The organism is Exiguobacterium sp. s40 (genome assembly GCF_018617905.1).
GTDB classification, from domain to species: domain Bacteria; phylum Bacillota; class Bacilli; order Exiguobacteriales; family Exiguobacteriaceae; genus Exiguobacterium; species Exiguobacterium mexicanum_A.
On record NZ_JACSLC010000005.1, the window covers coordinates 135,326 to 156,252 of the forward strand.

The 20,927-nt window shown below is 50.3% G+C and carries 19 protein-coding genes and 1 pseudogene; 15 read left to right on the forward strand and 5 right to left on the reverse strand.

Going from position 1 to position 20,927, the window contains the following annotated elements; all coding sequences use genetic code 11:
• Nucleotides 1–6: 6 nt before the first annotated feature.
• On the forward strand, nucleotides 7–1,173 hold the full coding sequence (locus KNP02_RS06575) for a THUMP domain-containing class I SAM-dependent RNA methyltransferase (protein ID WP_214707703.1): 1,167 nt from the start codon (nucleotides 7–9) through the stop codon (nucleotides 1,171–1,173).
• Nucleotides 1,174–1,239: 66 nt separating this feature from the next.
• Here KNP02_RS06575 and KNP02_RS06580 read toward each other — a convergent pair whose 3' ends face one another.
• Both KNP02_RS06580 and KNP02_RS14985 read right to left on the reverse strand, forming a co-directional pair.
• Complete coding sequence (locus tag KNP02_RS06580; protein WP_214707705.1) at nucleotides 1,240–2,175, reverse strand: tyrosine-type recombinase/integrase; 936 nt, start codon at nucleotides 2,173–2,175, stop codon at nucleotides 1,240–1,242.
• Between the two features lie 72 nt (nucleotides 2,176–2,247).
• Nucleotides 2,248–2,376 (reverse strand): hypothetical protein, encoded by a 129-nt coding sequence (locus KNP02_RS14985; RefSeq protein ID WP_256441032.1) that lies wholly within the window; start codon nucleotides 2,374–2,376, stop codon nucleotides 2,248–2,250.
• A 239-nt stretch (nucleotides 2,377–2,615) separates the two neighbouring features.
• On the opposite strand from KNP02_RS14985, the gene merR reads away from it, so the two are divergent.
• The 3 genes and pseudogenes from merR (at nucleotide 2,616) to KNP02_RS06595 (ending at nucleotide 6,157) form a co-directional block, all read left to right on the forward strand.
• Complete coding sequence (gene merR, locus KNP02_RS06585) at nucleotides 2,616–3,008, forward strand: mercury resistance transcriptional regulator MerR (protein ID WP_001863748.1); 393 nt, start codon at nucleotides 2,616–2,618, stop codon at nucleotides 3,006–3,008.
• A 28-nt stretch (nucleotides 3,009–3,036) separates the two neighbouring features.
• A complete protein-coding gene (merA, locus tag KNP02_RS06590) occupies nucleotides 3,037–4,677 on the forward strand; it encodes a mercury(II) reductase (RefSeq protein WP_214707707.1) in 1,641 nt (546 codons plus the stop codon).
• 159 nt (nucleotides 4,678–4,836) lie between these two features.
• Nucleotides 4,837–6,157, forward strand: a pseudogene (locus KNP02_RS06595) (ISL3 family transposase).
• Nucleotides 6,158–6,671: 514 nt separating this feature from the next.
• Here the strand turns inward: KNP02_RS06595 and KNP02_RS06600 are convergent.
• On the reverse strand, nucleotides 6,672–7,547 hold the full coding sequence (locus tag KNP02_RS06600) for a DNA/RNA non-specific endonuclease (RefSeq protein WP_214707710.1): 876 nt from the start codon (nucleotides 7,545–7,547) through the stop codon (nucleotides 6,672–6,674).
• Nucleotides 7,548–7,826: 279 nt separating this feature from the next.
• Between KNP02_RS06600 and KNP02_RS06605 the strand changes: the two genes are divergently transcribed.
• The 6 genes from KNP02_RS06605 to KNP02_RS06630 all read left to right on the forward strand — a co-directional run bounded on the left by KNP02_RS06605 (nucleotide 7,827) and on the right by KNP02_RS06630 (nucleotide 12,331).
• On the forward strand, nucleotides 7,827–8,009 hold the full coding sequence (locus tag KNP02_RS06605) for a hypothetical protein (RefSeq protein ID WP_034777673.1): 183 nt from the start codon (nucleotides 7,827–7,829) through the stop codon (nucleotides 8,007–8,009).
• 68 nt (nucleotides 8,010–8,077) lie between these two features.
• The gene (locus tag KNP02_RS06610) at nucleotides 8,078–8,983 is read left to right on the forward strand and encodes a Gfo/Idh/MocA family protein (RefSeq protein WP_214707712.1); all 906 of its coding nucleotides are present in this window, start codon (nucleotides 8,078–8,080) and stop codon (nucleotides 8,981–8,983) included.
• A gap of 59 nt (nucleotides 8,984–9,042) precedes the next feature.
• Nucleotides 9,043–10,461: an alanine/glycine:cation symporter family protein gene (locus KNP02_RS06615; RefSeq protein WP_205729363.1), complete on the forward strand. Its 1,419-nt coding sequence runs from the start codon at nucleotides 9,043–9,045 to the stop codon at nucleotides 10,459–10,461.
• Between the two features lie 106 nt (nucleotides 10,462–10,567).
• A complete protein-coding gene (locus tag KNP02_RS06620) occupies nucleotides 10,568–11,389 on the forward strand; it encodes a YihY/virulence factor BrkB family protein (RefSeq protein WP_034777670.1) in 822 nt (273 codons plus the stop codon).
• A gap of 79 nt (nucleotides 11,390–11,468) precedes the next feature.
• Nucleotides 11,469–12,023, forward strand: a complete 555-nt coding sequence (locus KNP02_RS06625; protein WP_138859391.1) for a hypothetical protein — start codon at nucleotides 11,469–11,471, stop codon at nucleotides 12,021–12,023.
• Between the two features lie 14 nt (nucleotides 12,024–12,037).
• Nucleotides 12,038–12,331 (forward strand): hypothetical protein, encoded by a 294-nt coding sequence (locus KNP02_RS06630; protein ID WP_233004283.1) that lies wholly within the window; start codon nucleotides 12,038–12,040, stop codon nucleotides 12,329–12,331.
• A gap of 152 nt (nucleotides 12,332–12,483) precedes the next feature.
• Here the strand turns inward: KNP02_RS06630 and putP are convergent, their stop codons facing one another.
• Both putP and KNP02_RS06640 read right to left on the reverse strand, forming a co-directional pair.
• Complete coding sequence (gene putP, locus KNP02_RS06635) at nucleotides 12,484–13,965, reverse strand: sodium/proline symporter PutP (RefSeq protein ID WP_138859392.1); 1,482 nt, start codon at nucleotides 13,963–13,965, stop codon at nucleotides 12,484–12,486.
• Between the two features lie 356 nt (nucleotides 13,966–14,321).
• Complete coding sequence (locus KNP02_RS06640) at nucleotides 14,322–15,299, reverse strand: D-alanyl-D-alanine carboxypeptidase family protein (protein ID WP_214707714.1); 978 nt, start codon at nucleotides 15,297–15,299, stop codon at nucleotides 14,322–14,324.
• A 201-nt stretch (nucleotides 15,300–15,500) separates the two neighbouring features.
• Between KNP02_RS06640 and KNP02_RS06645 the strand changes: the two genes are divergently transcribed.
• The 5 genes from KNP02_RS06645 to KNP02_RS06665 all read left to right on the forward strand — a co-directional run bounded on the left by KNP02_RS06645 (nucleotide 15,501) and on the right by KNP02_RS06665 (nucleotide 20,927).
• Nucleotides 15,501–17,033: an FAD-dependent oxidoreductase gene (locus tag KNP02_RS06645; RefSeq protein ID WP_138859394.1), complete on the forward strand. Its 1,533-nt coding sequence runs from the start codon at nucleotides 15,501–15,503 to the stop codon at nucleotides 17,031–17,033.
• A gap of 66 nt (nucleotides 17,034–17,099) precedes the next feature.
• On the forward strand, nucleotides 17,100–18,566 hold the full coding sequence (locus tag KNP02_RS06650; protein WP_214707716.1) for a carboxypeptidase M32: 1,467 nt from the start codon (nucleotides 17,100–17,102) through the stop codon (nucleotides 18,564–18,566).
• A gap of 11 nt (nucleotides 18,567–18,577) precedes the next feature.
• Entirely contained in the window at nucleotides 18,578–19,291 is a 714-nt protein-coding gene (locus tag KNP02_RS06655; RefSeq protein WP_214707718.1) for a glycerophosphodiester phosphodiesterase, read from the forward strand.
• 252 nt (nucleotides 19,292–19,543) lie between these two features.
• Nucleotides 19,544–20,341 carry a DUF4397 domain-containing protein gene (locus KNP02_RS06660; protein ID WP_034777661.1) on the forward strand — a complete coding sequence of 266 codons (798 nt, stop codon included), beginning with the start codon at nucleotides 19,544–19,546 and terminating at the stop codon, nucleotides 20,339–20,341.
• Nucleotides 20,289–20,927: a class F sortase gene (locus KNP02_RS06665; RefSeq protein ID WP_353047337.1), complete on the forward strand. Its 639-nt coding sequence runs from the start codon at nucleotides 20,289–20,291 to the stop codon at nucleotides 20,925–20,927. The genes KNP02_RS06660 and KNP02_RS06665 overlap by 53 nt, the downstream gene beginning before the upstream one ends.

Consider the following 20,927-nt stretch of genomic DNA (forward strand, 5'->3'; position numbering starts at 1 on the left):
GATAGTATGGCAAAACGTAAACTGATCGCCACCGCGGCGATGGGCATCGAGGCTCTCGTCGCCAAAGAAGTACGTGACCTCGGCTACACGTGTGAGGTCGAGAACGGACGCGTCTATATCGACGCGGAGATGGAGGACATTCCACGTCTCAACCTTTGGCTCCGGACGGCCGACCGCGTCAAACTCGTCGTCGCCGAGTTCAAAGCGACGACGTTCACGGAACTGTTCGACGGTGTGGTCGAACTGCCTTGGACGGATCTCATGCCGTGGGACGCCCGGTTCATCGTCGACGGCCGCTCGGTCAAGTCGAAGTTGTTCTCGATCCGCGACTGTCAGAAAATCACGGAGAAGGCGATTGTCGACGCGATGCAACGCGGATACGACAAGCCGGGCGAGTGGCTTCCGAAGACAGGGGCGTACTATCCAATCGAAGTCGCCTTGTTGAAAGATGTGGCGACAATCACGATCGACACGTCAGGTGACGCGCTTCACCGTCGTGGCTACCGTGAGCTCCACTCACAGGCGCCGCTCAAAGAGACGATGGCGGCGGCGATGATTCAGCTGACGAACTGGAAGCCGGACATGCCGTTCTACGACGTCTTCACCGGTTCGGGGACGCTCGCCATCGAGGCGGCGCTCATCGGCCGCAACATCGCGCCGGGTCTCAACCGTGAGTTCTGTTCACAAGACTGGCCGTGCGTGCCGAAGAAGGCCTGGTATGATGCCATCAATGAAGCAAACGATACAGCCGAGTGGGACAAACCGCTTAAAATCTACGGCATCGACCTCGACCCACGCATGGTCAAGCTCGCCAAGGATAACGCCGAGCTCGCCGACGTCCGTGACGCGATCACGTTCGTCCACAGTGACGCGGCTGCCTTGAAGCCGAAAGAAGAGTACGGCGTCATCATCGGGAACCCGCCATATGGGGAACGGTTGCAGACCGAAGAAGAGATTATCGACCTGTACGAGCGGATCGGGCAACAGTTCGCCAAGTATCCGGGTTACAGCGTCTATATGTTGACGAGCTATGAGGACTTCGAGAAAGCGTACGGCCGTCCAGCGACGAAACGCCGTAAGCTGTACAACGGAAATATTGAGACGCAATACTACCAGTATTATGGTTTACGTCCAAAAAGACGCTCAACAGAGACGTTTGTAGAGGGTAAGTAATCACCCATTGCACACTAATTGCACACTTTTTGTTTTTTTCTGCCGCAGACACACGAAAACCGCTCCCTAGAGCGGTTTTTTTACGTCCTCGATCATGGTGGAGAAGAGCTCGGCCGTATCTCCCTGAGTAGTGTGCAATACGTGAGCGTAGATATCCATCGTCGTCTTGGCATCGGCATGCCCCAGACGTTCTTGGATGACCTTCGCATGGACACCGGCCTTGATGAGCAGCGTCGCATGGGTATGTCGTAACTCACGCATCGTGATCTCAGGAATCTCGGCCGTTTTGACGGTCAGGGTATGGCGTCGTCGCAATCCGGAATACCAGACATGGGCGCCCTTGATGCCGAGGCAGACAAGGTCCTCGTCGTTGCGCCATCCGAACTTGACCATGTCATACTTCTGACGAAGCCGCGACTTCTCGAGGAAGCGGATCAACTGGTCGGGGATGGTGACGACCCGCACCTTTTTCCCTTTGGTCTGCTCGAACGAATAGCCGCCCTTCGTCTCGATGGCGGTACGGGCAATCGTGATCTGTTTCCGGTCGAAGTCGATGTCGGACCAACGGAGGGACGTCGCCTCGCGGGCACGCATGCCGGTATAGGCGATCAGGTGGACCGCTGTACGATAACCATTCGCCATCGTCTCATCCGCCGTCTCGAGGTAACGTCTCAGCTCATCAGGCGTGAGCGTCTTGTATTCTTTCAAGCCCTCCGACAGTTTCTCGACGGCAGCCATCGGGTTGTCACCTTTATAATAGCCCAGACGGCGCGCCCAGGAGAAGAAGCCGACATAGACGCTCCGGCGAATGTTGACGGTGTTCGGCTGTAAGCCAGAGTCGAGGTATTCACGGAGTAAACGTAGGCAGTGCTGCGGTTTCACGTTGTCCATGTTCAGGCGCTTGAACCAACCCGGCACGTTCTCGACGAAACTCGTGTATGAGTGGTACGTCGTCTTGGTCATCGTCGTCTTGATGTAAAACTCGAGCCAGTCATCGAGCACCTCGCCGACCCGTCCTTTCGGACGTACCTTGACGAACTCGCCTTCCTTCTGCGCTCGGATTTGGTCGGCGACCTAATATTCGACCGTCTTCTTTCGCTCGTCGGAGAAGTAGCGCTGCACGCGCTTGCCTTCCTCGTTGAACCCCAGAGAGAGTCGAACCTCCCATTTGCCGGTCTTCTCGTTCTTCTTGCTGTTTGCCATGATGTTCACTCCTTTGGAATAAGGGGTCTTCGGAATATATAGTGGAATTACTTTCTTAATAGTTTAAAAACAACTGGTGTTTAAATCGGATTTTCTGGTGGGATGTTAGGATAATCAATAATATTATATAAAAGTATCAATCACATACGAGTGATACTTTGGGAAAAAAATAAAATAGTCCAATTTACTTGACCGTGTACTATGGTACACGGTTTATAATATTCATGGGGTGAAATAAGATGATTTATCGCATTAGTGAGTTTGCAGATAAATGTGGAGTTAATAAAGAAACGATCAGATATTACGAGCGAAAAAATTTATTACAAGAACCTCACCGAACGGAAGCTGGTTATCGGATATATTCATATGATGACGTTAAGCGTGTTGGGTTTATTAAACGAATACAGGAACTTGGTTTTTCTTTAAGCGAGATTTATAAATTACTTGGTGTTGTAGATAAAGATGAAGTTCGTTGTCAAGATATGTTCGAATTTGTTTCTAAAAAACAAAAGGAAGTGCAAAAACAAATAGAGGATTTAAAACGAATTGAAACTATGTTAGACGACTTAAAACAACGATGTCCAGATGAAAAGCAATTACATTCGTGTCCAATAATAGAAACATTAACATGAGAGATTAATTAACGAAAGGAGCTTTTTTATGAATAAATTTAAGGTAAACATTTCAGGAATGACTTGTACGGGTTGTGAAAAACACGTAGAATCAGCACTTGAAAAGATAGGTGCTAAAAATATTGAGTCTAGTTATCGTCGTGGTGAAGCAGTATTTGAACTGCCCGATGATATTGAGGTTGAAAGTGCAATAAAGGCGATTGATGAAGCAAATTACCAAGCCGGAGAAATTGAAGAAGCATCATCACTAGAAAACGTGGCGTTAATTAATGAAGACAATTATGACCTTCTTATTATTGGTTCTGGTGCTGCTGCCTTTTCTTCGGCAATTAAAGCTATAGAATACGGTGCAAAAGTTGGAATGATTGAGCGTGGAACGGTTGGGGGAACCTGTGTGAATATTGGCTGTGTTCCGTCAAAAACTCTTCTTAGGGCAGGGGAAATCAATCATTTATCAAAAGACAATCCGTTTATAGGTTTACAAACATCCGCTGGAGAAGTGGATTTAGCTAGTTTAATCACGCAAAAGGATAAATTGGTGAGCGAACTTCGGAATCAAAAATATATGGATTTAATTGATGAATATAATTTTGATTTAATTAAAGGTGAAGCAAAATTCGTTGATGCTAGTACGGTTGAGGTCAATGGGGCAAAGTTATCTGCAAAACGCTTTTTAATTGCAACAGGTGCATCGCCTTCGTTGCCCCAAATTTCAGGACTTGAAAAAATGGACTATTTAACTAGTACAACACTTCTTGAGTTAAAGAAAATACCAAAACGATTAACTGTAATTGGTTCAGGATACATTGGAATGGAGCTTGGACAACTATTTCATCATTTAGGTTCAGAAATAACGCTTATGCAAAGAAGTGAGCGACTTTTAAAGGAGTATGATCCTGAGATTTCAGAGTCAGTTGAAAAAGCGTTAATTGAACAGGGTATAAACCTTGTCAAAGGGGCAACTTTTGAGCGTGTTGAACAAAGTGGAGAGATAAAAAGGGTTTACGTAACAGTAAATGGCAGTAGAGAAGTCATTGAATCAGATCAGTTACTTGTTGCTACTGGAAGAAAACCAAATACGGATTCTTTAAATTTAAGTGCAGCAGGTGTTGAAACTGGAAAAAATAATGAAATCCTGATCAATGATTTTGGTCAAACAAGTAATGAAAAGATTTATGCAGCAGGAGATGTGACGTTAGGACCACAATTTGTATATGTAGCAGCCTATGAAGGTGGAATTATTACTGATAATGCTATTGGTGGATTAAACAAAAAAATAGATTTATCGGTAGTTCCTGCTGTTACGTTTACGAATCCGACGGTTGCAACGGTTGGTTTAACAGAAGAACAAGCAAAAGAGAAAGGGTATGATGTGAAGACATCTGTATTACCTTTAGATGCTGTTCCAAGAGCAATTGTAAACCGTGAAACAACCGGTGTATTTAAACTAGTAGCAGATGCAGAAACACTAAAAGTATTAGGGGTTCATATTGTATCTGAGAATGCAGGAGATGTCATCTATGCAGCATCATTAGCTGTTAAATTTGGCTTAACGATAGAAGATTTAACAGAAACCCTAGCACCATATTTAACAATGGCTGAAGGGCTAAAATTAGCTGCACTTACGTTCGATAAAGATATTTCGAAATTATCTTGTTGTGCAGGCTAAGGGAACTTTTTTACAACTCCCTATTCAAGTGAACCAGCTAATGCTTTAAGGGATTTTCTAAGTGCATTTGTGGTCACAAAAATAATTTAACACTGATGATTTCGACATCAAATCTATAATTGATACCTTAACACCGCAGAGTAATAAAGGATGAATAATATGTCAGACTTATTATCCCTACCAGACATTAAAACAATAGAACCGCCACAAGAAAATGAAACCGATATGATGTTTAAAGTTGAAGCAGTCGGACCACCTGAACGTTGTCCTGAATGTGGTTTTGACAAGTTGTACAAACACAGTTCAAGAAATCAACTAATTATGGATTTGCCCATTCGTTAAAAGCGAGTGGGCTTACAATTGAACCGTAGACGATACAAGTGTCGTGAATGCGGATCTACCTTCTGGGAACGCCTAATATCTGTAGATGAAAAGCGTAGTATGACCAAAAGGCTTTTAAAGTCCATTCAAGAGCAATCCATGTCTAAGACCTTTGTAGAAGTCGCAGAAAGCGTTGGTGTTGACGAGAAAACCATTAGGAACGTTTTTAAGGACTATGTGGCACTCAAAGAACGTGAATACCAGTTTGAAACTCCTAAGTGGCTTGGGATAGACGAGATACATATTATCCGTAGACCTCGGCTTGTATTGACTAATATTGAACGCAGGACTATTTATGACATCAAGCCTAACCGTAACAAGGAAACAGTCATCCAACGTCTTTCAGAAATCAGTGACAGGACTTACATTGAGTACGTCACAATGGATATGTGGAAGCCCTACAAAGACGCAGTGAACAATCCTTCCACACGCTAAAGTTGTCGTAGATAAGTTTCATGTAGTTAGAATGGCTAATCAAGCCTTAGATAACGTCAGAAAGTCTTTGAAAGCCCATATGAGCCAAAAAGAAAGACGTACCCTTATGCGTGAAAGGTTTATCCTTCTAAAGCGTAAACACGATCTAAATGAACGTGAATCATTCCTCTTAGATACTTGGTTAGGTAATCTTCCTGCTTTAAAAGAAGCCTATGAACTCAAAGAAGAGTTTTACTGGATATGGGATACTCCTGATCCAGATGAAGGTCATCTTCGTTATAGTCAATGGAGACACCGTTGTATGTCCAGCAACTCTAAAGACGCATATAAAGACCTCGTGAGAGCCGTAGACAACTGGCATGTCGAAATATTCAACTACTTTGATAAAAGGCTCACTAATGCTTATACGGAGTCAATTAACAGCATTATTAGGCAGGTAGAGCGAATGGGTAGAGGTTACTCGTTTGATGCCTTACGAGCCAAAATCCTTTTCAATGAGAAGCTCCATAAAAAGCGTAAGCCACGATTTAATTCAAGTGCTTTCAATAAAGCTATGTTATACGATACTTTCAATTGGTATGAAGTGAATGATCACGACATTACAGACAACTTTGGTGTCGATTTTTCCACACTTATTAAGAATTTGGAGAAGGGTGATTTATAAGCCCTTTTCCACCATGAAATCCGAATACCCAAGATATTTAGCGTTTATGTATAAAGGCATCGTTTAAGTATAGAGTTACTATTATAAGACAGGATAATGATTTGTTTTATTAAATTATATAAACCATATTGCACAGAATCGTATTTATATTGCATTGCACACTGCATTGCAGACTAGGTGGATAATTAATGGTGTCAACCCAATCATTTTACTTCGTATGGATATCAAGAGATGGTGATTGATAACGGATGGAATGTTATAAACAGTACTACCAGTTTTTCGGCAAGCGTCCGCCGAGACGTCCTGTTGAGTCGGCTGACTCAAAATAACAATTGGTCGAAGGATCGTAGACACTCGTCTATGGTCCTTTTTTTGCTTGATTTTATGTTTTACAATATCGAAGGGCCGACAATTCAATCTCATATCGACGCGCCATAAAAAAACGCTCTCCCTTTGATCAGGAAGAGCGTGACGTCGATGATTCTTTCATATCGTTGTGGGTGATCCCGATAGCTTATTCTCCGACCATCCCGTCGCCATCATTGTCATGCATGTAAGGATAGAGCCAATGATCGCTTGTGATCGGCATGCTGAACCCGGCATCTTTTGCTTCTTGGATCGTCACTTGGCCGTTCCCATTCATATCGATGCTCGCGACGTCACCGTCTTCAGACACGGACTCGGCTTCAGTCGCACTCTCGGTCAGCCCGAGCGACTCGTTCACCTCGTCCGGGTTCACGTTGTCGAACGAATCGGTAATGACATTTCCTTTGACAGTGTATGTGTACTCATAGTGTGAAGGGATTTGCGTCTCCGTATCCGGATAGGTGATGATGGCCTCGAAGTCGGTCGCGCCGCCTGCGCTCCGGATCACGCTCTCCATGTACGCCTGGTCCCCGTGGCGGTTGAGCGTGCTGTCTTGCGGAGTGATGTTGAAGGCGTTCGAGACGCCGCCGAGCGAATCGGCGATGACGTGCCCTTCGTCGAGGTCGCGATGCTCGACACCAGGCACTTTCGCCTCGTCTGAATAATAGCGACCCGAAGACGTGACGTCCTCGAGCTCATCATCTTGCAAGACGATCTCGTCGGCGAGCACTTTCACGAGTTGTCCGTGCTCGTTCGTGAACGCCCAGTACTCGCGTTCCCCGTATCCGATATCGACGACGACATTATGCTCGCGGTCGCCTGACAAATCTCCACCCTCGACTTCAATCAAGTCGTAGCCCGTGAAGTGATCGTTCGTTTCGGTCTGGTCAGGGGGCTCCGTCTCAACGGTAACCTGTTCCTGAGGTTCCGTCTTCGACTCGGGATTCGGTTCTGTCTCGTTCGTGCAACCGGCCAACAACAGCATGGCCAGCGGGAAGGCAAGATAAGTAAGATTGTTTTTCATGTTAAAACTCCTATGTCTTTGATGCATACTTGTCCATTCTAGGAATCTTCGCCCACATTTTCAAGCAAACGGATTGGAGGCGGTTTTAATCGTGCTTCCGACAAACGAGACAGATTTTGTCACAGATGGGGGAGGCGTCGCCCTAGGTAAGAATGGTACAATGGGGGAGAACGGGTCGAACAGGGGGCTCTCGAGCGATTTGAGTCGCACACCCGAGGCGTTTCAATCATTTCGTTTCAGGCTATACATACGTATACATCGCTTGAGAGGAGACATATCATGCAGACATATACGATTGAATATGCGTTTCAAGATAAGGAACAGACGACACGAACGTGTGAAGTCGAGCTCGACCGGACGCCAGATTTAAAGGATAATGAGCAACTCGCCGACCTATATCAAATCGTGTCGGATGCGATTCGCAAGCCGATCACGAGTTTTGAGATTCTTGCCGTCCATTAAGTGAACCATCGACCCCGGGCGTACGCCATGGGGTTTTGTTCAGTCCATCGAAGAGGAGAGAAGTTGAAATGAAGATCGTGGTTGTTGGGTTAGGGGATGTCGTGAAAAAAGCGTATTTACCGGTTTATGCCGGATTAGAAGGGGTGGACGTCTATCTCGTCTCGAGAGATGAGGCGAAAGCGGGGCAGCTCGTCGACAAATACCGATTCAGCGGCCATTACCGGTCGTTACAAGACGTGCCGCTCGATGAGGTGGATGGCGTGTTGATCCATTCGACGACGTCGGCCCACGCGGACCAGGTCGGCTACGTGCTCGAGCGGGGCGTCCATGTGTTCATCGATAAGCCGGTCACGTTCTCGCTCGACGAGACGGAGCGGCTCGTGCGGCTCGCGGCAGACAACGGGGTCGAACTCGTCACCGGCTTCAATCGTCGTTTCGCGACGGCGACGGCGGCCTTGAAGGAAGTCACGGACCAAAACCTCGTCCTCATTCAAAAGAATCGCACGTATCAACCGGCGACGCTCCGAGAGTTCATCATCGAGGATTTCGTCCACGTCGTCGACACGCTCCGTTACTTGACGAGGCTCGCACCGGTTGAGAATTTGTCGGTGCGGACGCGCTATGAAGGAGAGACGCTGAAACAGTTGCAGATTCAATTCACGGCGGGTGGGATCGAAGCGCTCGGGATCATGAACCGCGACAACGGTTGTACGGAAGAAGTGATGGAAGTGATGTCTCCGCGTCTGAAGCGGGTGTCCCGCGACGTCGAGCGCGTGTATGACTTCACGCGCGACGGCATGCTCGAGCGGGCTCTGAGTCCGTGGGAGTCGAACCTTATGCGTCGCGGCTTCACGACGATGATCGATGCGTTCATCAAGTTACTGAACGGCGAACCGAACGAGTCGGTGCTCGCTGCTGATAGTCTGACGACGCATGCGCTCTGTGAACGCATACTAGAAGAGGCTTCGCGCTGACCGTCTCGTTTCTGCGGTCCGTCGAGCGGGTAATAACTCCGTAAAAGGAGGGGATGCGCATGGACATTCGCGAGCTCGTCATGCAGGCGAATGATTTGTTATGGACGTACGTACTCATTTTTGTATTGATTGCCGGTGGGCTTTATTTCACGATTCGGATGGGGTTCGTCCAGTTCCGGATGCTGCCCGAGATGTTCAAGCTGTTATTCGTCAAAGGGATCAAGCACGAAAAAGGACAAGTATCGTCGTTTCAGGCGTTCGCCATCGGGACGGCAGCACGGGTCGGGACCGGGAATATCGCCGGCGTCTCGACCGCGATCGCACTCGGGGGACCGGGTGCCGTGTTTTGGATGTGGCTCATCGCGTTGATCGGTTCGGCGTCAGCGTTCGTCGAGAGCACGCTCGCCCAAGTGTACAAAGTGCATGACGGCAAGGCGTGGCGCGGCGGACCGGCCTACTATATCGAACGGGCGCTCGGCCAGCGATGGCTCGGCGTCGTTTTCGCCATTCTGATCACGTTCGCGTTTGGATTTGCATTCAACTCGGTCCAGGCCAACACGATCGCCTTGTCGGTCAACAACGTCTTCGAGATCGATACGCTTTGGATCGGAATTATTTTGGCCGTCGTGACGGGGATCGTCATCTTCGGTGGGATCCGGTCCATCTCGACGCTGTCAGGGATTATCGTCCCAATCATGGCTGGCGGTTATATCTTGCTCGCCCTGTGGGTCGTCTTGACGAATTTGGAGGTCGTCCCGGCCGTATTCTCGGCCATTTTCTCAGAAGGTGTGCTCGGGTTCCGACAACTGCTTGGCGGAGCGGTCGGTGCGGCCGTCTTGCAAGGGATTCGCCGAGGCTTGTTCTCGAACGAGGCGGGGATGGGGTCGGCCCCGAACGCGGCTGCGACCGCCGAGGTCAGTCACCCGGTCAAGCAAGGTCTCATTCAGTCACTCAGCGTGTTCGTCGATACGCTCTTTATCTGTACGGCGACGGCGATGATCGTCCTCATCTCCGGCGTGCCGGGTTCAGAAGATTTCCAAGGCATCGAACTTGCCCAAGAGGCGCTCCTCACCGAGATCGGGCCGGTCGCGACATCGCTCATGACGATCGCGATTTTATTGTTCGCCTTCAGCTCGATCTTGGCAAACTATTATTACGGGGAGACGAACATCGAGTTCATCTCGGAACGGAAAGTGTATCTCGTCATTTACCGGATCGCCGTCATCGGGATGGTGTTGTTCGGTTCGGTCCGTTCGGCCGGGCTTGTCTGGTCGATCGCCGACATCTTCATGGGTCTGATGGCACTCGTCAACATGTACGCCATCTTCCGGCTCAGTAAAGTCGCAAAACTGTTGCTTGATGATTACGTGGCCCAGAAACGAGCAGGGCGCGATCCGGTGTTCAATCGGGACGACGTCGAGCTACCAGGGAAAGAGCACGTCGAAGCATGGGAAGCGAAACGAGAGAATATTAGTTGAGCGTAAGGCAAGGATTGACGTACAGCGCCAGCCTTGCCTTTGCTTGTTAAATCTTTTTATTTCACGTACCGCATTTATATAATAAAAATAGAAAAGAGCGCACGACATGATACAACCCTTTCTTCACACATTCAAACGATTTTTTGCCGAACGATTCTTCGATCAAGCCGCGATGTTGGCTTACTATTTCATCCTGTCCACATTCCCATTTCTATTGTTCGTCCTCGGTATCGTCGGGTGGCTGCCGTTCTCGAGCGGAGACGTCATCTCGGCGTTGTCTTTGGTGATGCCCGAGGCGAGTTATCGATTGTTACAAGGGAACATCGAGGCCATTTTTGATGATTCGAGACTACGCTTGGCCTCGCTCAGCATCTTACCGGCACTTTGGATCTCTTCGATGGCCGTCCAATCGCTCGTTCGCTCCTTAAACGACGCCTATCGACTGATCCGAAACAAAGCGTTCTGGCGCGGGGTGTTGCAAGACATCGCCGTGACGCTCGCGCTCATGTTCGTTTTGCCGTTCTCGTTGCTCGTCCCGGTCATCGAGACGGCGCTACGAGAGTTGGCGACCCATATCATCTTTATCGATGACATCGTCGCCCGATATGCCCAGATTTGGTTCTACTTCCGTTGGATCATCGGGACACTCATCCTGTTCAGTGTCTTCCTGCTCGTCTATAAGTGGTTGCCGAGCCATCGCGGTACATTCCGAGACAGCTGGGCCGGGGCGGCTTTTGCGACAATCGGCATCTTGACAGTTTCGAACGTATTCAGCTACTATTCACAGTATGCAAACTATGAACAGTTTTACGGTCAGCTCGGTGCCTTTATCATCTTGTTGATCTGGTTTTACCTGGCGGCCTCGGTCATCCTTCTCGGGGGACTCCTGAACGCCACGCTCATCGAACAAAAAGAAATATCCGGTTGACGTGTAAATCGTTGTTATCAATCTTTGATTCAGGGAATGATATCGATAAGATCACATCTTTTAATCGGAGGTGGGAAACATGGATATGCAACGGCTCGTACACAATCGTCGTTTCATCGATCAAACATTGTTTTACCTCGCCTTACAATTATGGAAGTGGGTCATGTTACTGCCGATCTTGTTCTATTTGGACGTTGAGATGAGTAGCGCTCCGTTCACCCAGTATGTGATGGTCAGTCTGTTACTGTACGTTGCCTTCCGCGTCATGCAGTACGTGATTGCCGGTCGAGCCTCTTTGATGGAGCTCCTTGAGTTCGGTTATGCGGTCTTATCGCTTCTGCTCGTCCTCTCGTTACTGCTTGAAGTGGCCGCCTCACCGGGAGCCATCGCTTTGATCATTGGTGTGTTCTTGGTTCATCCGTCGCTCGCCTTGCATCATTACCGTGACTTCTCGGAGCGGAAATGGTTGAACAAACAGTTTCAACTGTTTAGCCCGATGTTACGAAAAGGTGAGATTCCAGTCCATGTGCTCGTATTGACAGAGGATGAAATCATCATCACGGCAGAGAGTGGTAAAGAATACACGTATCGACATATTTACTGGGGCGGGTTCTATATTGAAAATGTCTCATGAAGGTGGTCTAGTCATTGAATAGTATCATTGTGATGGTGTTTTGGATCGTGACGTTTATCGTATTCTTCAAAGGGGCGTTCGACATGTGGCGCGAATGGCGCACCACGAAACAACGCTCTGTGTTATATTTTTTTATCGTCTTGATGCTCACCTGGTTCTGGTTCAACCCATATCAGCTGACGGCGCTACATCCGTTCGTCTTGATGGCGTACTATTGGAACCGTAACCGATGGATGCGCAATGCAATGCTCGTCCTTGTGTTGGTACCATTTTTCATTCAATTATGGTTCATGGCGAGAGCGATGTAATCGAGTCTCAAGCCCGCAGATATGATATCTGCGGGCTTTTCTTTAATGCATTGATCACAATGTTCTATAAAACAAGCCGCGTTAGAGTAAAGATACGTGACCGTGCGCAACAAAAAAAACGCGAGCCGTTCGGCCCGCGTTTTTGATTGATGTTATTCTTTTTTCGCAACGGCGAGCTCAGCTTCCATTTCACTGAATTCACGGTTGATTCGTTTTTGTTCACGTTGGCTCGTGAACGTGCTGACGAGAACGATGGCAAGCATACTGAGGAAGAAGCCTGGCACCATCTCATAAATCACGCTCGAGAGTCCAGTCACGATCCAAAGGATGACCGTAATGGCACCGACAAGGATTCCGGCGAGGGCACCTTGACGCGTCATCTTGTTCCAATAGAGCGACAACAGAATCGCTGGACCAAAGGCTGAACCGAAGCCTGCCCATGCATAGCCGACGAGCGTCAAAATCGTGTTCGACGGGCTGAGCGACATGAGAGTCGCGACAACTCCGACCGTTAAGACACCGATTCGACCGGCGAGAACCATCGTCTTCTCACTTGCTTCTTTATTGAAGAACTTGCGATAGAAGTCTTCTGTCAACGCTGACGATGTCACGAGAAGCTGTGACGATACGGTCGACATGACCGCTGCTAGAATCGCAGCGAGCAAGAATCCAGTGATGAACGGGTGGAACAATACTTCTGAGAAGCGGATGAACACCGTTTCCGGGTCAGCCAGGGCATTTCCTTGACCACGGAAGTAGGCGATTCCGACGAGACCTGTCATAACGGCACCGATGATCGAGACTGTCATCCAGCCCATACCGATACGGCGTGCCGTCTTCAATGATTTCACATCACGGATCGCCATAAAGCGGACGATGATGTGCGGTTGACCGAAGTAACCAAGTCCCCAAGCGAGGAGACCGATAATCCCGAGCGTCGACGTCCCTTTAAAGAGGTCGAACAAATCCGTGTTGAGCGTCGTGGCCGTGTTGACGGCGTTAGAAACACCACCGACGTCTGTCAAAGCGACGATTGGGACGAGGACGAGCGCAAGAAACATGATGACACCTTGTGCAAAGTCCGTCCAACTAACGGCTGTAAAACCACCGAAGAGCGTATAAAGAATGACGACGCTAATCGTCACGATGACGCCCATCTGATAGTCAAGCCCGAACGAGCTTGCGAACAACTTCCCACCAGACACAAGTCCGGCTGACGTGTAGAACGTGAAGAAGATGATGATAACGGATGCAGACAGGATCCGTAGCCAGTTCGAGTGATCTCGGAACCGATTCTCTAAAAAGTCAGGAATCGTGATCGAGTCATTTGCCATCTCCGTGAAGACGCGTAGACGGGGAGCGACTAACAAGTAGTTCAAGTAAGCTCCGATGACCAATCCAACGGCTAACCAAATCGCTGATAATCCCGTAGCGTACATTGCGCCCGGAAGTCCCATTAACATCCAACCACTCATATCCGAAGCTCCGGCTGACATGGCGGTAACACCTGGCCCCATTTTACGGCCACCTAACATATAATCTGATGAATCGGTCGTTCGCTTATAGGCGACGTATCCGATGAGGAGCATCATCACGAGATAAAGCGCGATGGATACCCATTCTTGCCATAACATTTGATTACCTCCTGTACGTGTTCAATTGTTGTCGTTTTATCAATCGTAGTCCAACCATGTGTGAATCTCACACAAATGCGTCAAACTTGAATGACTCGGCGAACTTGTGACTAACCATAACGGACCTACTCAATCATTGCAAACTGTCATCTTTTCATAAAAATGGCTCTAAAGCGCATTGTATCAATGGATAAGGCCGATATTTTTCACGGTTAAAGCTTAAATATTCTGACAATTAGTCATATAGGTGTTATCCCTGTGTCATCTGATTGTCATATAACTCGTCTATTTTCTGATGTTTTAACACAACCACCCGCTCTTCCCTGTACAGGGAAGAGCGGGTGGTTGATGTCCATTTATTCATAAGTAATGCCGAAAGCAATCTGTTCAACCGTACGCATCGTCGGGAACGTCTGTCCTGACTTGGCCTGCATGGTTACCAAAGCGTATTGTTTGCCGTCGCGTTCCATCAAGAACACCATCGTGTAGCCTGATTCGTCCGTATATCCGGTTTTCGTTGCGGTGACAAGCTTCGAATAGTGGATGCTCCGCTTGTTGATGGCTGATCCGAGATGATACCACCAACGTCGTTTCAAATCTCCGTCCTGATCGACAAACTTCGCCTCGTATTCGTACGTCCCGGCGATGTCGACTAGCTCTGGATACGTGCCGAACGCGTAAGTGATTTTAGCCATGTCGAGTGCAGTCGTAAAGTGTTCCGGGTCGGAGTAGCCGTGCGCATTCCGAAATTGGGTCCCGGTCAACCCGAGTACTTTCGAACGGGCGTTCATCAAGTCGACGAACTCGGATGTCGAACCGCTTACGTATTCTGCGAGGCTATTGGCGGCGTCATTCCCCGACTCGAGTAACGTCGCATAGAGCGCCTGGCGGACAGTGAGTCGGTCACCGACTGCGAGATGGACGATGTGACTGTCCCACGGGATATCGAGTGTCGACTGTTTCACGGTGACCACGTCTTTGTCGAGCTCGTCTTTGTCGACTGCCGTCTCATAAGCGAGGAGGGCGGTCATCAGTTTTGTCGTACTAGCGGGAAAGACGCGTTCCGATGCGTTCTTATCCACTAAAATCTGACCGTCCGTCAAATTGACGAACGCCATCGACCCGACGAGCAGATCCGGTGTATCGGCTGCTGCAATCGGTTGATGTGTCCATTCCTTGATTGGAATCTCCGGGAAAGTTGGTCCGGATTTGACGGGGACGGCTACCGGAGCGGATGGTTCTGCTTTTGGTTCTGAGTCTTGCTTGAAGCCGATTAGGGCAGGGATGATGGGGAGTAGTCCGATCAAGGCGAGGCCGACGGTCAATCGCCTCATGATGTACGTCTTTCTACGGTGTCTTCGGTTTCGTTTCACTATGTAATCGCTCCTTCATTGTTTACTTTTCTACCATAATGGATGGAGCCTATTGAAATCGTCATCAAAATAAAGAATCAGGTCAATAATTGACGCGTATGAAATGAAGTGTAATGGGTATACACAATAACAGACACTCAACCTACTAAAGGAGGCACCTTCATGCATCGTTATCCATTCACCAATTCCCTGTGGCGTCAACACGACGAGACCGTCCCGTATCCAAAGTTAGAAAGCTCGGTCTCATGTGACGTCGTCGTCATTGGAGCGGGCATCGCCGGGCTCGTGACAGCCTACGAACTACAGCGACGCGGTAAACAAGTCGTCCTGCTCGAGGCGGCCGAGGTCGGACGGGGGACGACCGGTCATACGACGGCGAAATGTTCCGTGCAGCACGGGACCGTTTACTCCAAATTGATTCGAACGTTCAATCATGAGACGGCCCGGCTTTATTATGAGTTCAATCAAGAGGCCCTTCGCTATTTGCAGGGCCAGGTCGCGGACGGTTTCGACATCGATTACGAGACGAAAGATTCTTACTTATATTCTATCGACGGATCGAGCCAACTCGTCGCCGAACGGGAGGCGTATGAGCAGCTCGACCTCGCAGGCGGGGACGCGAAGGAGGAAGTGAATGCCGCGCTCCCGCTCCAAGTGAAACAGGCCCTTGTCATCCGGGACCAAGGCCAATTCCACCCGGTCAAGTACTTGAACGAGCTAGCCGATCGTTTCGTTGAGGCGGGCGGTCGACTCCATGAGAAGACGCGGGCGACTGAGATCAGCTCCGGGCCCCGACCGATCGTCACGACATCGACGGAGCGGCGGGTCCAGGCGAACCAAGTCGTCGTCGCCACCCATTACCCGTTCAATGATATCCGGGGACTTTATTTCTCGAAGTTCGAGGTCGAACGCTCTTATATCGTCGCTTGCGAGACCGAGCAAAGCGTGCCTGAGGGGATGTATTTGAGCGTCGATTCACCGAGTCGGTCGTTCCGTACGTTTCAGGAAGGGGAGAAGACGTACATGCTCGTCGGAGGGGAGGGTCACTTGAGTGGTCACGTGACGGAGACACGCTCGCGTTATGACCGGCTCGAGCGGTTCGCCCATGACGTGTTCGAAACGAAAAAGGCCAGCTTCCGTTGGTCCTCACAAGACTTGATCACACTGGACCATCTCCCCTATGTCGGACAGATGTTTAGCCGGGAGCCGGATGTGTTCGTCGCGACGGGATTCGCCAAGTGGGGGATGACGAACGGGATCGCCTCGGGGCTCCTCTTGGCTGATCTGTTGACCGGTCAGGACAATCGCTTCCGAGAACTATTAAATCCACTCCGTTCCAAGTTCAAGCCGGCGGATGTCGGTCAGTTCTTGAAAACGAACCTCGACACGGCGACCCAGTTCGTCAAAGGTTCACTCGAGAAACCCGGTTCGCTCGACGACCTGCAACTGGACGAAGGAGGCATCGTCCAAGTCGACGGAAAGAAGGTCGGTGCCTATCGAGACCTCGACAACGAATGCCATCTCGTCTCGACACGGTGCACGCATATGGGCTGTACGGTCAATTGGAACGACGCCGAACGCTCGTGGGATTGCCCTTGCCACGGGTCACGATTCGATACGAAAGGGAACGTATTGGAGGGGCCGGCGACGAAGCCGCTCTCATATGAACGGAAAACCGATGTGTCGAAAGAATAGGCAACTTCCTTCGTCTATATTAAAGTAAAGAAGTAACGATATAACTGTCATAGGGGTGGAATCAGAATGGAACTAACAAAGCAGTGGCGTGACCATTTCAAACAATTGCGTGCCTTCGATGAGGCGATTTCTTTACTATACTGGGACATGCGCACCCAGATGCCGGAACAATCGGCACCGCTTCGGGCCGAGACGATCGGCTATCTGTCGACCGAGGCGTTCAAGCGTCAGACGAGCGAGTCGTTCAAAGACTTGCTCGCGCAAATGACCGAGACCGAGGAATTGACGCCGATTGAAGTCCGGTCGGTCGCCGTCGCCAAGACACAGTATGAGCGGAACGCTAAAATTCCTTCATCGGAATATCAGGCGTACGTGACGCTCGTCTCTGAAGCCGAGACGGCATGGGAGAAAGCGAAGGACCAGGATGACTGGCACATGTTCGCCCCATATCTCGAGAAGATCATCGGGTTCCAACGCAAGTTCGCGGAGTATTTCGGCTACGAGTCTCACCCGTATGATGCTTTGCTGTACGACTATGAACCTGGCATGACGGTCGAACAGCTCGATGCATTGTTCCAGACGCTCCGGGACGAACTTGTCCCGCTCATCCGCGAATTGCCGGAACCTGTACAAGGACTCGACTGGGCGATGGACAAGTCGGTCCAACAGCGGTTGTGCGAGGATTGGATGCGTGTCGTCGACTACGATTTGACACGGGGCCGACTCGACGCGACGGTCCATCCGTTCGAGATCACGATCAACCGGCGTGACGTGCGCATTACGACAAAATATGACGAGGCCGACTTCCGTAACGCCTTGTTCGGGACGATGCATGAGGCGGGCCATGCCACGTATGAGCAACAAATCGACTCGGAACTCGACGAGCTCGGACTCGGGGGCGGGGCCTCGATGGGAATCCATGAATCACAGTCGCTCTTCTTCGAGAATTTTGTCGGGCGAAGCGAAGCGTTCCTGAAGAGCGTCTATCCGCGTCTTCAAACAGAACACCCTGCGCTTCAAGACGTTTCTTTCGAGACGTTTTATGCCGGGGTGAACGAGGCAAAACCCTCTCTCATTCGAATCGAAGCGGACGAGTTGACGTATAGTCTGCATATCATCATCCGCTATGAGCTCGAAAAGAAACTGATTCAAGGCGATCTTTCGGTCGAGGAATTACCAGAGGCATGGAACGCGCTCTATAAAGAATATCTTGGTGTCGATGTCCCGAATGATGCGAAAGGCGTCCTGCAAGACGTGCACTGGGCCGGCGGTTCATTCGGTTACTTCCCAAGCTATGCACTCGGCTTGGTCTATGCCGCCCAATTGACAGAGGCGCTCCGCCATGCCCATCCAGAGTTTGAATCGCTCGTCAGCAGTGGCGAGTTCGGCCCGATCAAACAGTGGCTCGAAGACAATGTCCATCGTCATGGGAAGGCGCTCACCCCGAACGAATTGATCAAACAAGTGACCGGGGAAGACATCTCGGTACGTCCGCTCGTCCGCTACTTGACGAGCAAATATAAAACGAACTGAGGCGAATACAGATGAGATTCTTCGCGCATCGAGGAGTGATGGCCCGCCATCCCGAAAACACGATGACAGCGTTCCGGGCTGCACTCGAGGCCGGGGCAGATGGGATTGAAGCGGACGTTCATCTGACGAAAGATGGACGTCTCGTTCTCATCCATGACGAGACGATCGATCGGACGACAGATGGTCAAGGGCGGATCGCCGATATGACGCTATCAGAACTGCGAGCGGTCAATGCGGGCGTCACGTTCGCGGTCCACGAGCAGATTCCGACGTTAGATGAACTGTTCGATTTGTGTCAAGGGACGTCGGTGGTACTGAACCTCGAGGTCAAGACCGATATCGAACGGTATGCCGGGATTGAGCAGCGACTGGTCGACACGATCCGGAACCGACGTGTCCCCGTTGAACAAATCGTGTTCTCTTCATTCAATCATGCGACGCTCAAACGTTTGAAGCGGTTGGCGCCAGATATCGAGTGTGCGGTGCTCTTGGCCCAACCGCTCTATGACCTTGTGGCGTACTGTGCGAAGGTCGGGGCGACCGCCGTGCATCCGAACGTCCGGACGATGACCGATGAGGAAATCCTACAGCTGCAAGCAAAAGGGCTCGCCGTGCGTCCCTATACCGTCAAGACGGTGCATGACCTCGAACGGTTTCGCCGGCTCGGGGTCGATGCGGTGTTCGTAAACGACATCGACTGGGCCAAAGCACATTCAACCCCGTAACGTTACGCGTTGCGGGGTTTTTACATTAAGGTGAAGGGGAAGTGCAGGTAATGTAAAGAAAGCGGTTTCTTCTCGATGTGCCCAGCGGCATATTCAGAGCACACCGTCACCTTTACGCCATTGCTCCGTTGTCTTAGATTTAAGATGTCACCAGCTACATAGCAATCAGATGTAGCACACTTTGTAGCACGTATCAAACTTGTCGTACGCAGTCAATCGGTCAACCCAAGCAGAAAAAGGAGGAAATTTCACATGAAGAAATTGATGTCTTTACTTGGTACACTCGCCTTGGCGTTCGCACTCATCGTACCGGTCAGTGCGGATGGACACGAGAACGCGATGGTACGTGTACTCCATGCTTCACCTGATGCACCGGCGGTAGATGTCTACGTCAACGGTGAAGTCGCAGTCGAAGGCGCAGAGTTCAAAGCGCTCACCGACTATTTGACACTCCCGGCTGGAGATTACAATGTTGAGATCAAGCCGGCAGGTGATGCCGAGACGGTCGTCGTTGCGGCAGACCTCTCGATCGAAGCAGGCAAGTTCTACACAGCGGCAGCAATCGGCCAACTTGAAAACATCGAGATCGCAGCAATGGAAGACGATGCGAACTTTGAAGACGGTAAATCGAAAGTCCGTGTCGCTCACTTCTCACCTGACGCACCGGCAGTCGATGTAGCCCCTAAAGGTGGCGACCCGCTCTTCTCGAACCTTGAGTTCAAAGCAGTCAGCGACTATGGCACACTCGACGCTGGCACGTATGACCTCGAAGTTCGTCCGGCCGGCGCGACTGACGTCGTGAAGGCACTTGACGGTGTTGCCCTCGAAGGCGGCAAAAACTATACGGCGTTCGCCATCGGACTCCTTGAAGGCGAACCAGCGTTTGAAGTCCTCCTTGCAGCAGACGGCGGTGAAATGGCCGGAGCTCCAGAAACAGGACAAGGCGGTCTCGCTCAGACAGCATCGATGAACTGGTTGCTCGCAGCAGCGGTCCTTGGTGCAGCAGCAGCTGGCTTCTACGTCTTTCGTCGTCAGAAGCAAGACGCTTAAGCTTCTCTTGATTGGAACGTTATCGTTCCTCATGATTGCACCGGTCGCAGATGCACCGGATGCGGACTCGAAGCTGACGACCGTCGGCTTCGCTGAACCGCTCGTCCTTGCAGCGACCGAGATCGACCGTCAATCTTTTCACACAGAGACATTCGTCCCGAAACGACTGAAGATTCCGTCAATTGATGTCGATGCCGTCATCCAACCGGTCGGGAAAGACCGACTCGACCGGATGGATACGCCGACAGACGCTGATGAGGTCGGATGGTATCGTTACGGGGCCAAAGCGGGTGCGACGGGTAACGTCGTACTATCCGGTCATCTCGATGACCTTCGCGGACCGGCCATCTTCGCAAACCTTGGCGAACTGCGCCTCGGAGAATCGGTGACGCTCCAGCGTAGCAAAAAGGTGATCGAATATGAAGTCGTCTCCGTCGAACGGTACCGACTCGAAGACGTTCCGCTCGCCTCGATCTTTGCGGCGACCCAAGCGACACGGCTTCAGCTCATCACATGTGCGGGCCCGTATGACCCGGAACACGGATATCGTGACCGGATCGTCGTCACGGCAATCGCCAAAGCATAA

What these genes read in the sequence shown, in the direction of transcription:
- merR (WP_001863748.1), top strand. Translation starts at nt 2,616, where the DNA reads ATGATTTATCGCATTAGTGAGTTTGCAGATAAATGTGGAGTTAATAAA.
- putP (WP_138859392.1), bottom strand. Translation starts at nt 13,965, where the DNA reads ATGTTATGGCAAGAATGGGTATCCATCGCGCTTTATCTCGTGATGATG.
- KNP02_RS06645 (WP_138859394.1), top strand. Translation starts at nt 15,501, where the DNA reads ATGCATCGTTATCCATTCACCAATTCCCTGTGGCGTCAACACGACGAG.
- KNP02_RS06610 (WP_214707712.1), top strand. Translation starts at nt 8,078, where the DNA reads ATGAAGATCGTGGTTGTTGGGTTAGGGGATGTCGTGAAAAAAGCGTAT.
- KNP02_RS06625 (WP_138859391.1), top strand. Translation starts at nt 11,469, where the DNA reads ATGGATATGCAACGGCTCGTACACAATCGTCGTTTCATCGATCAAACA.
- KNP02_RS14985 (WP_256441032.1), bottom strand. Translation starts at nt 2,376, where the DNA reads ATGGCAAACAGCAAGAAGAACGAGAAGACCGGCAAATGGGAGGTTCGA.
- KNP02_RS06615 (WP_205729363.1), top strand. Translation starts at nt 9,043, where the DNA reads ATGGACATTCGCGAGCTCGTCATGCAGGCGAATGATTTGTTATGGACG.
- merA (WP_214707707.1), top strand. Translation starts at nt 3,037, where the DNA reads ATGAATAAATTTAAGGTAAACATTTCAGGAATGACTTGTACGGGTTGT.
- KNP02_RS06660 (WP_034777661.1), top strand. Translation starts at nt 19,544, where the DNA reads ATGAAGAAATTGATGTCTTTACTTGGTACACTCGCCTTGGCGTTCGCA.
- KNP02_RS06600 (WP_214707710.1), bottom strand. Translation starts at nt 7,547, where the DNA reads ATGAAAAACAATCTTACTTATCTTGCCTTCCCGCTGGCCATGCTGTTG.
- KNP02_RS06575 (WP_214707703.1), top strand. Translation starts at nt 7, where the DNA reads ATGGCAAAACGTAAACTGATCGCCACCGCGGCGATGGGCATCGAGGCT.
- KNP02_RS06605 (WP_034777673.1), top strand. Translation starts at nt 7,827, where the DNA reads ATGCAGACATATACGATTGAATATGCGTTTCAAGATAAGGAACAGACG.
- KNP02_RS06620 (WP_034777670.1), top strand. Translation starts at nt 10,568, where the DNA reads ATGATACAACCCTTTCTTCACACATTCAAACGATTTTTTGCCGAACGA.
- KNP02_RS06655 (WP_214707718.1), top strand. Translation starts at nt 18,578, where the DNA reads ATGAGATTCTTCGCGCATCGAGGAGTGATGGCCCGCCATCCCGAAAAC.
- KNP02_RS06640 (WP_214707714.1), bottom strand. Translation starts at nt 15,299, where the DNA reads ATGAGGCGATTGACCGTCGGCCTCGCCTTGATCGGACTACTCCCCATC.
- KNP02_RS06650 (WP_214707716.1), top strand. Translation starts at nt 17,100, where the DNA reads ATGGAACTAACAAAGCAGTGGCGTGACCATTTCAAACAATTGCGTGCC.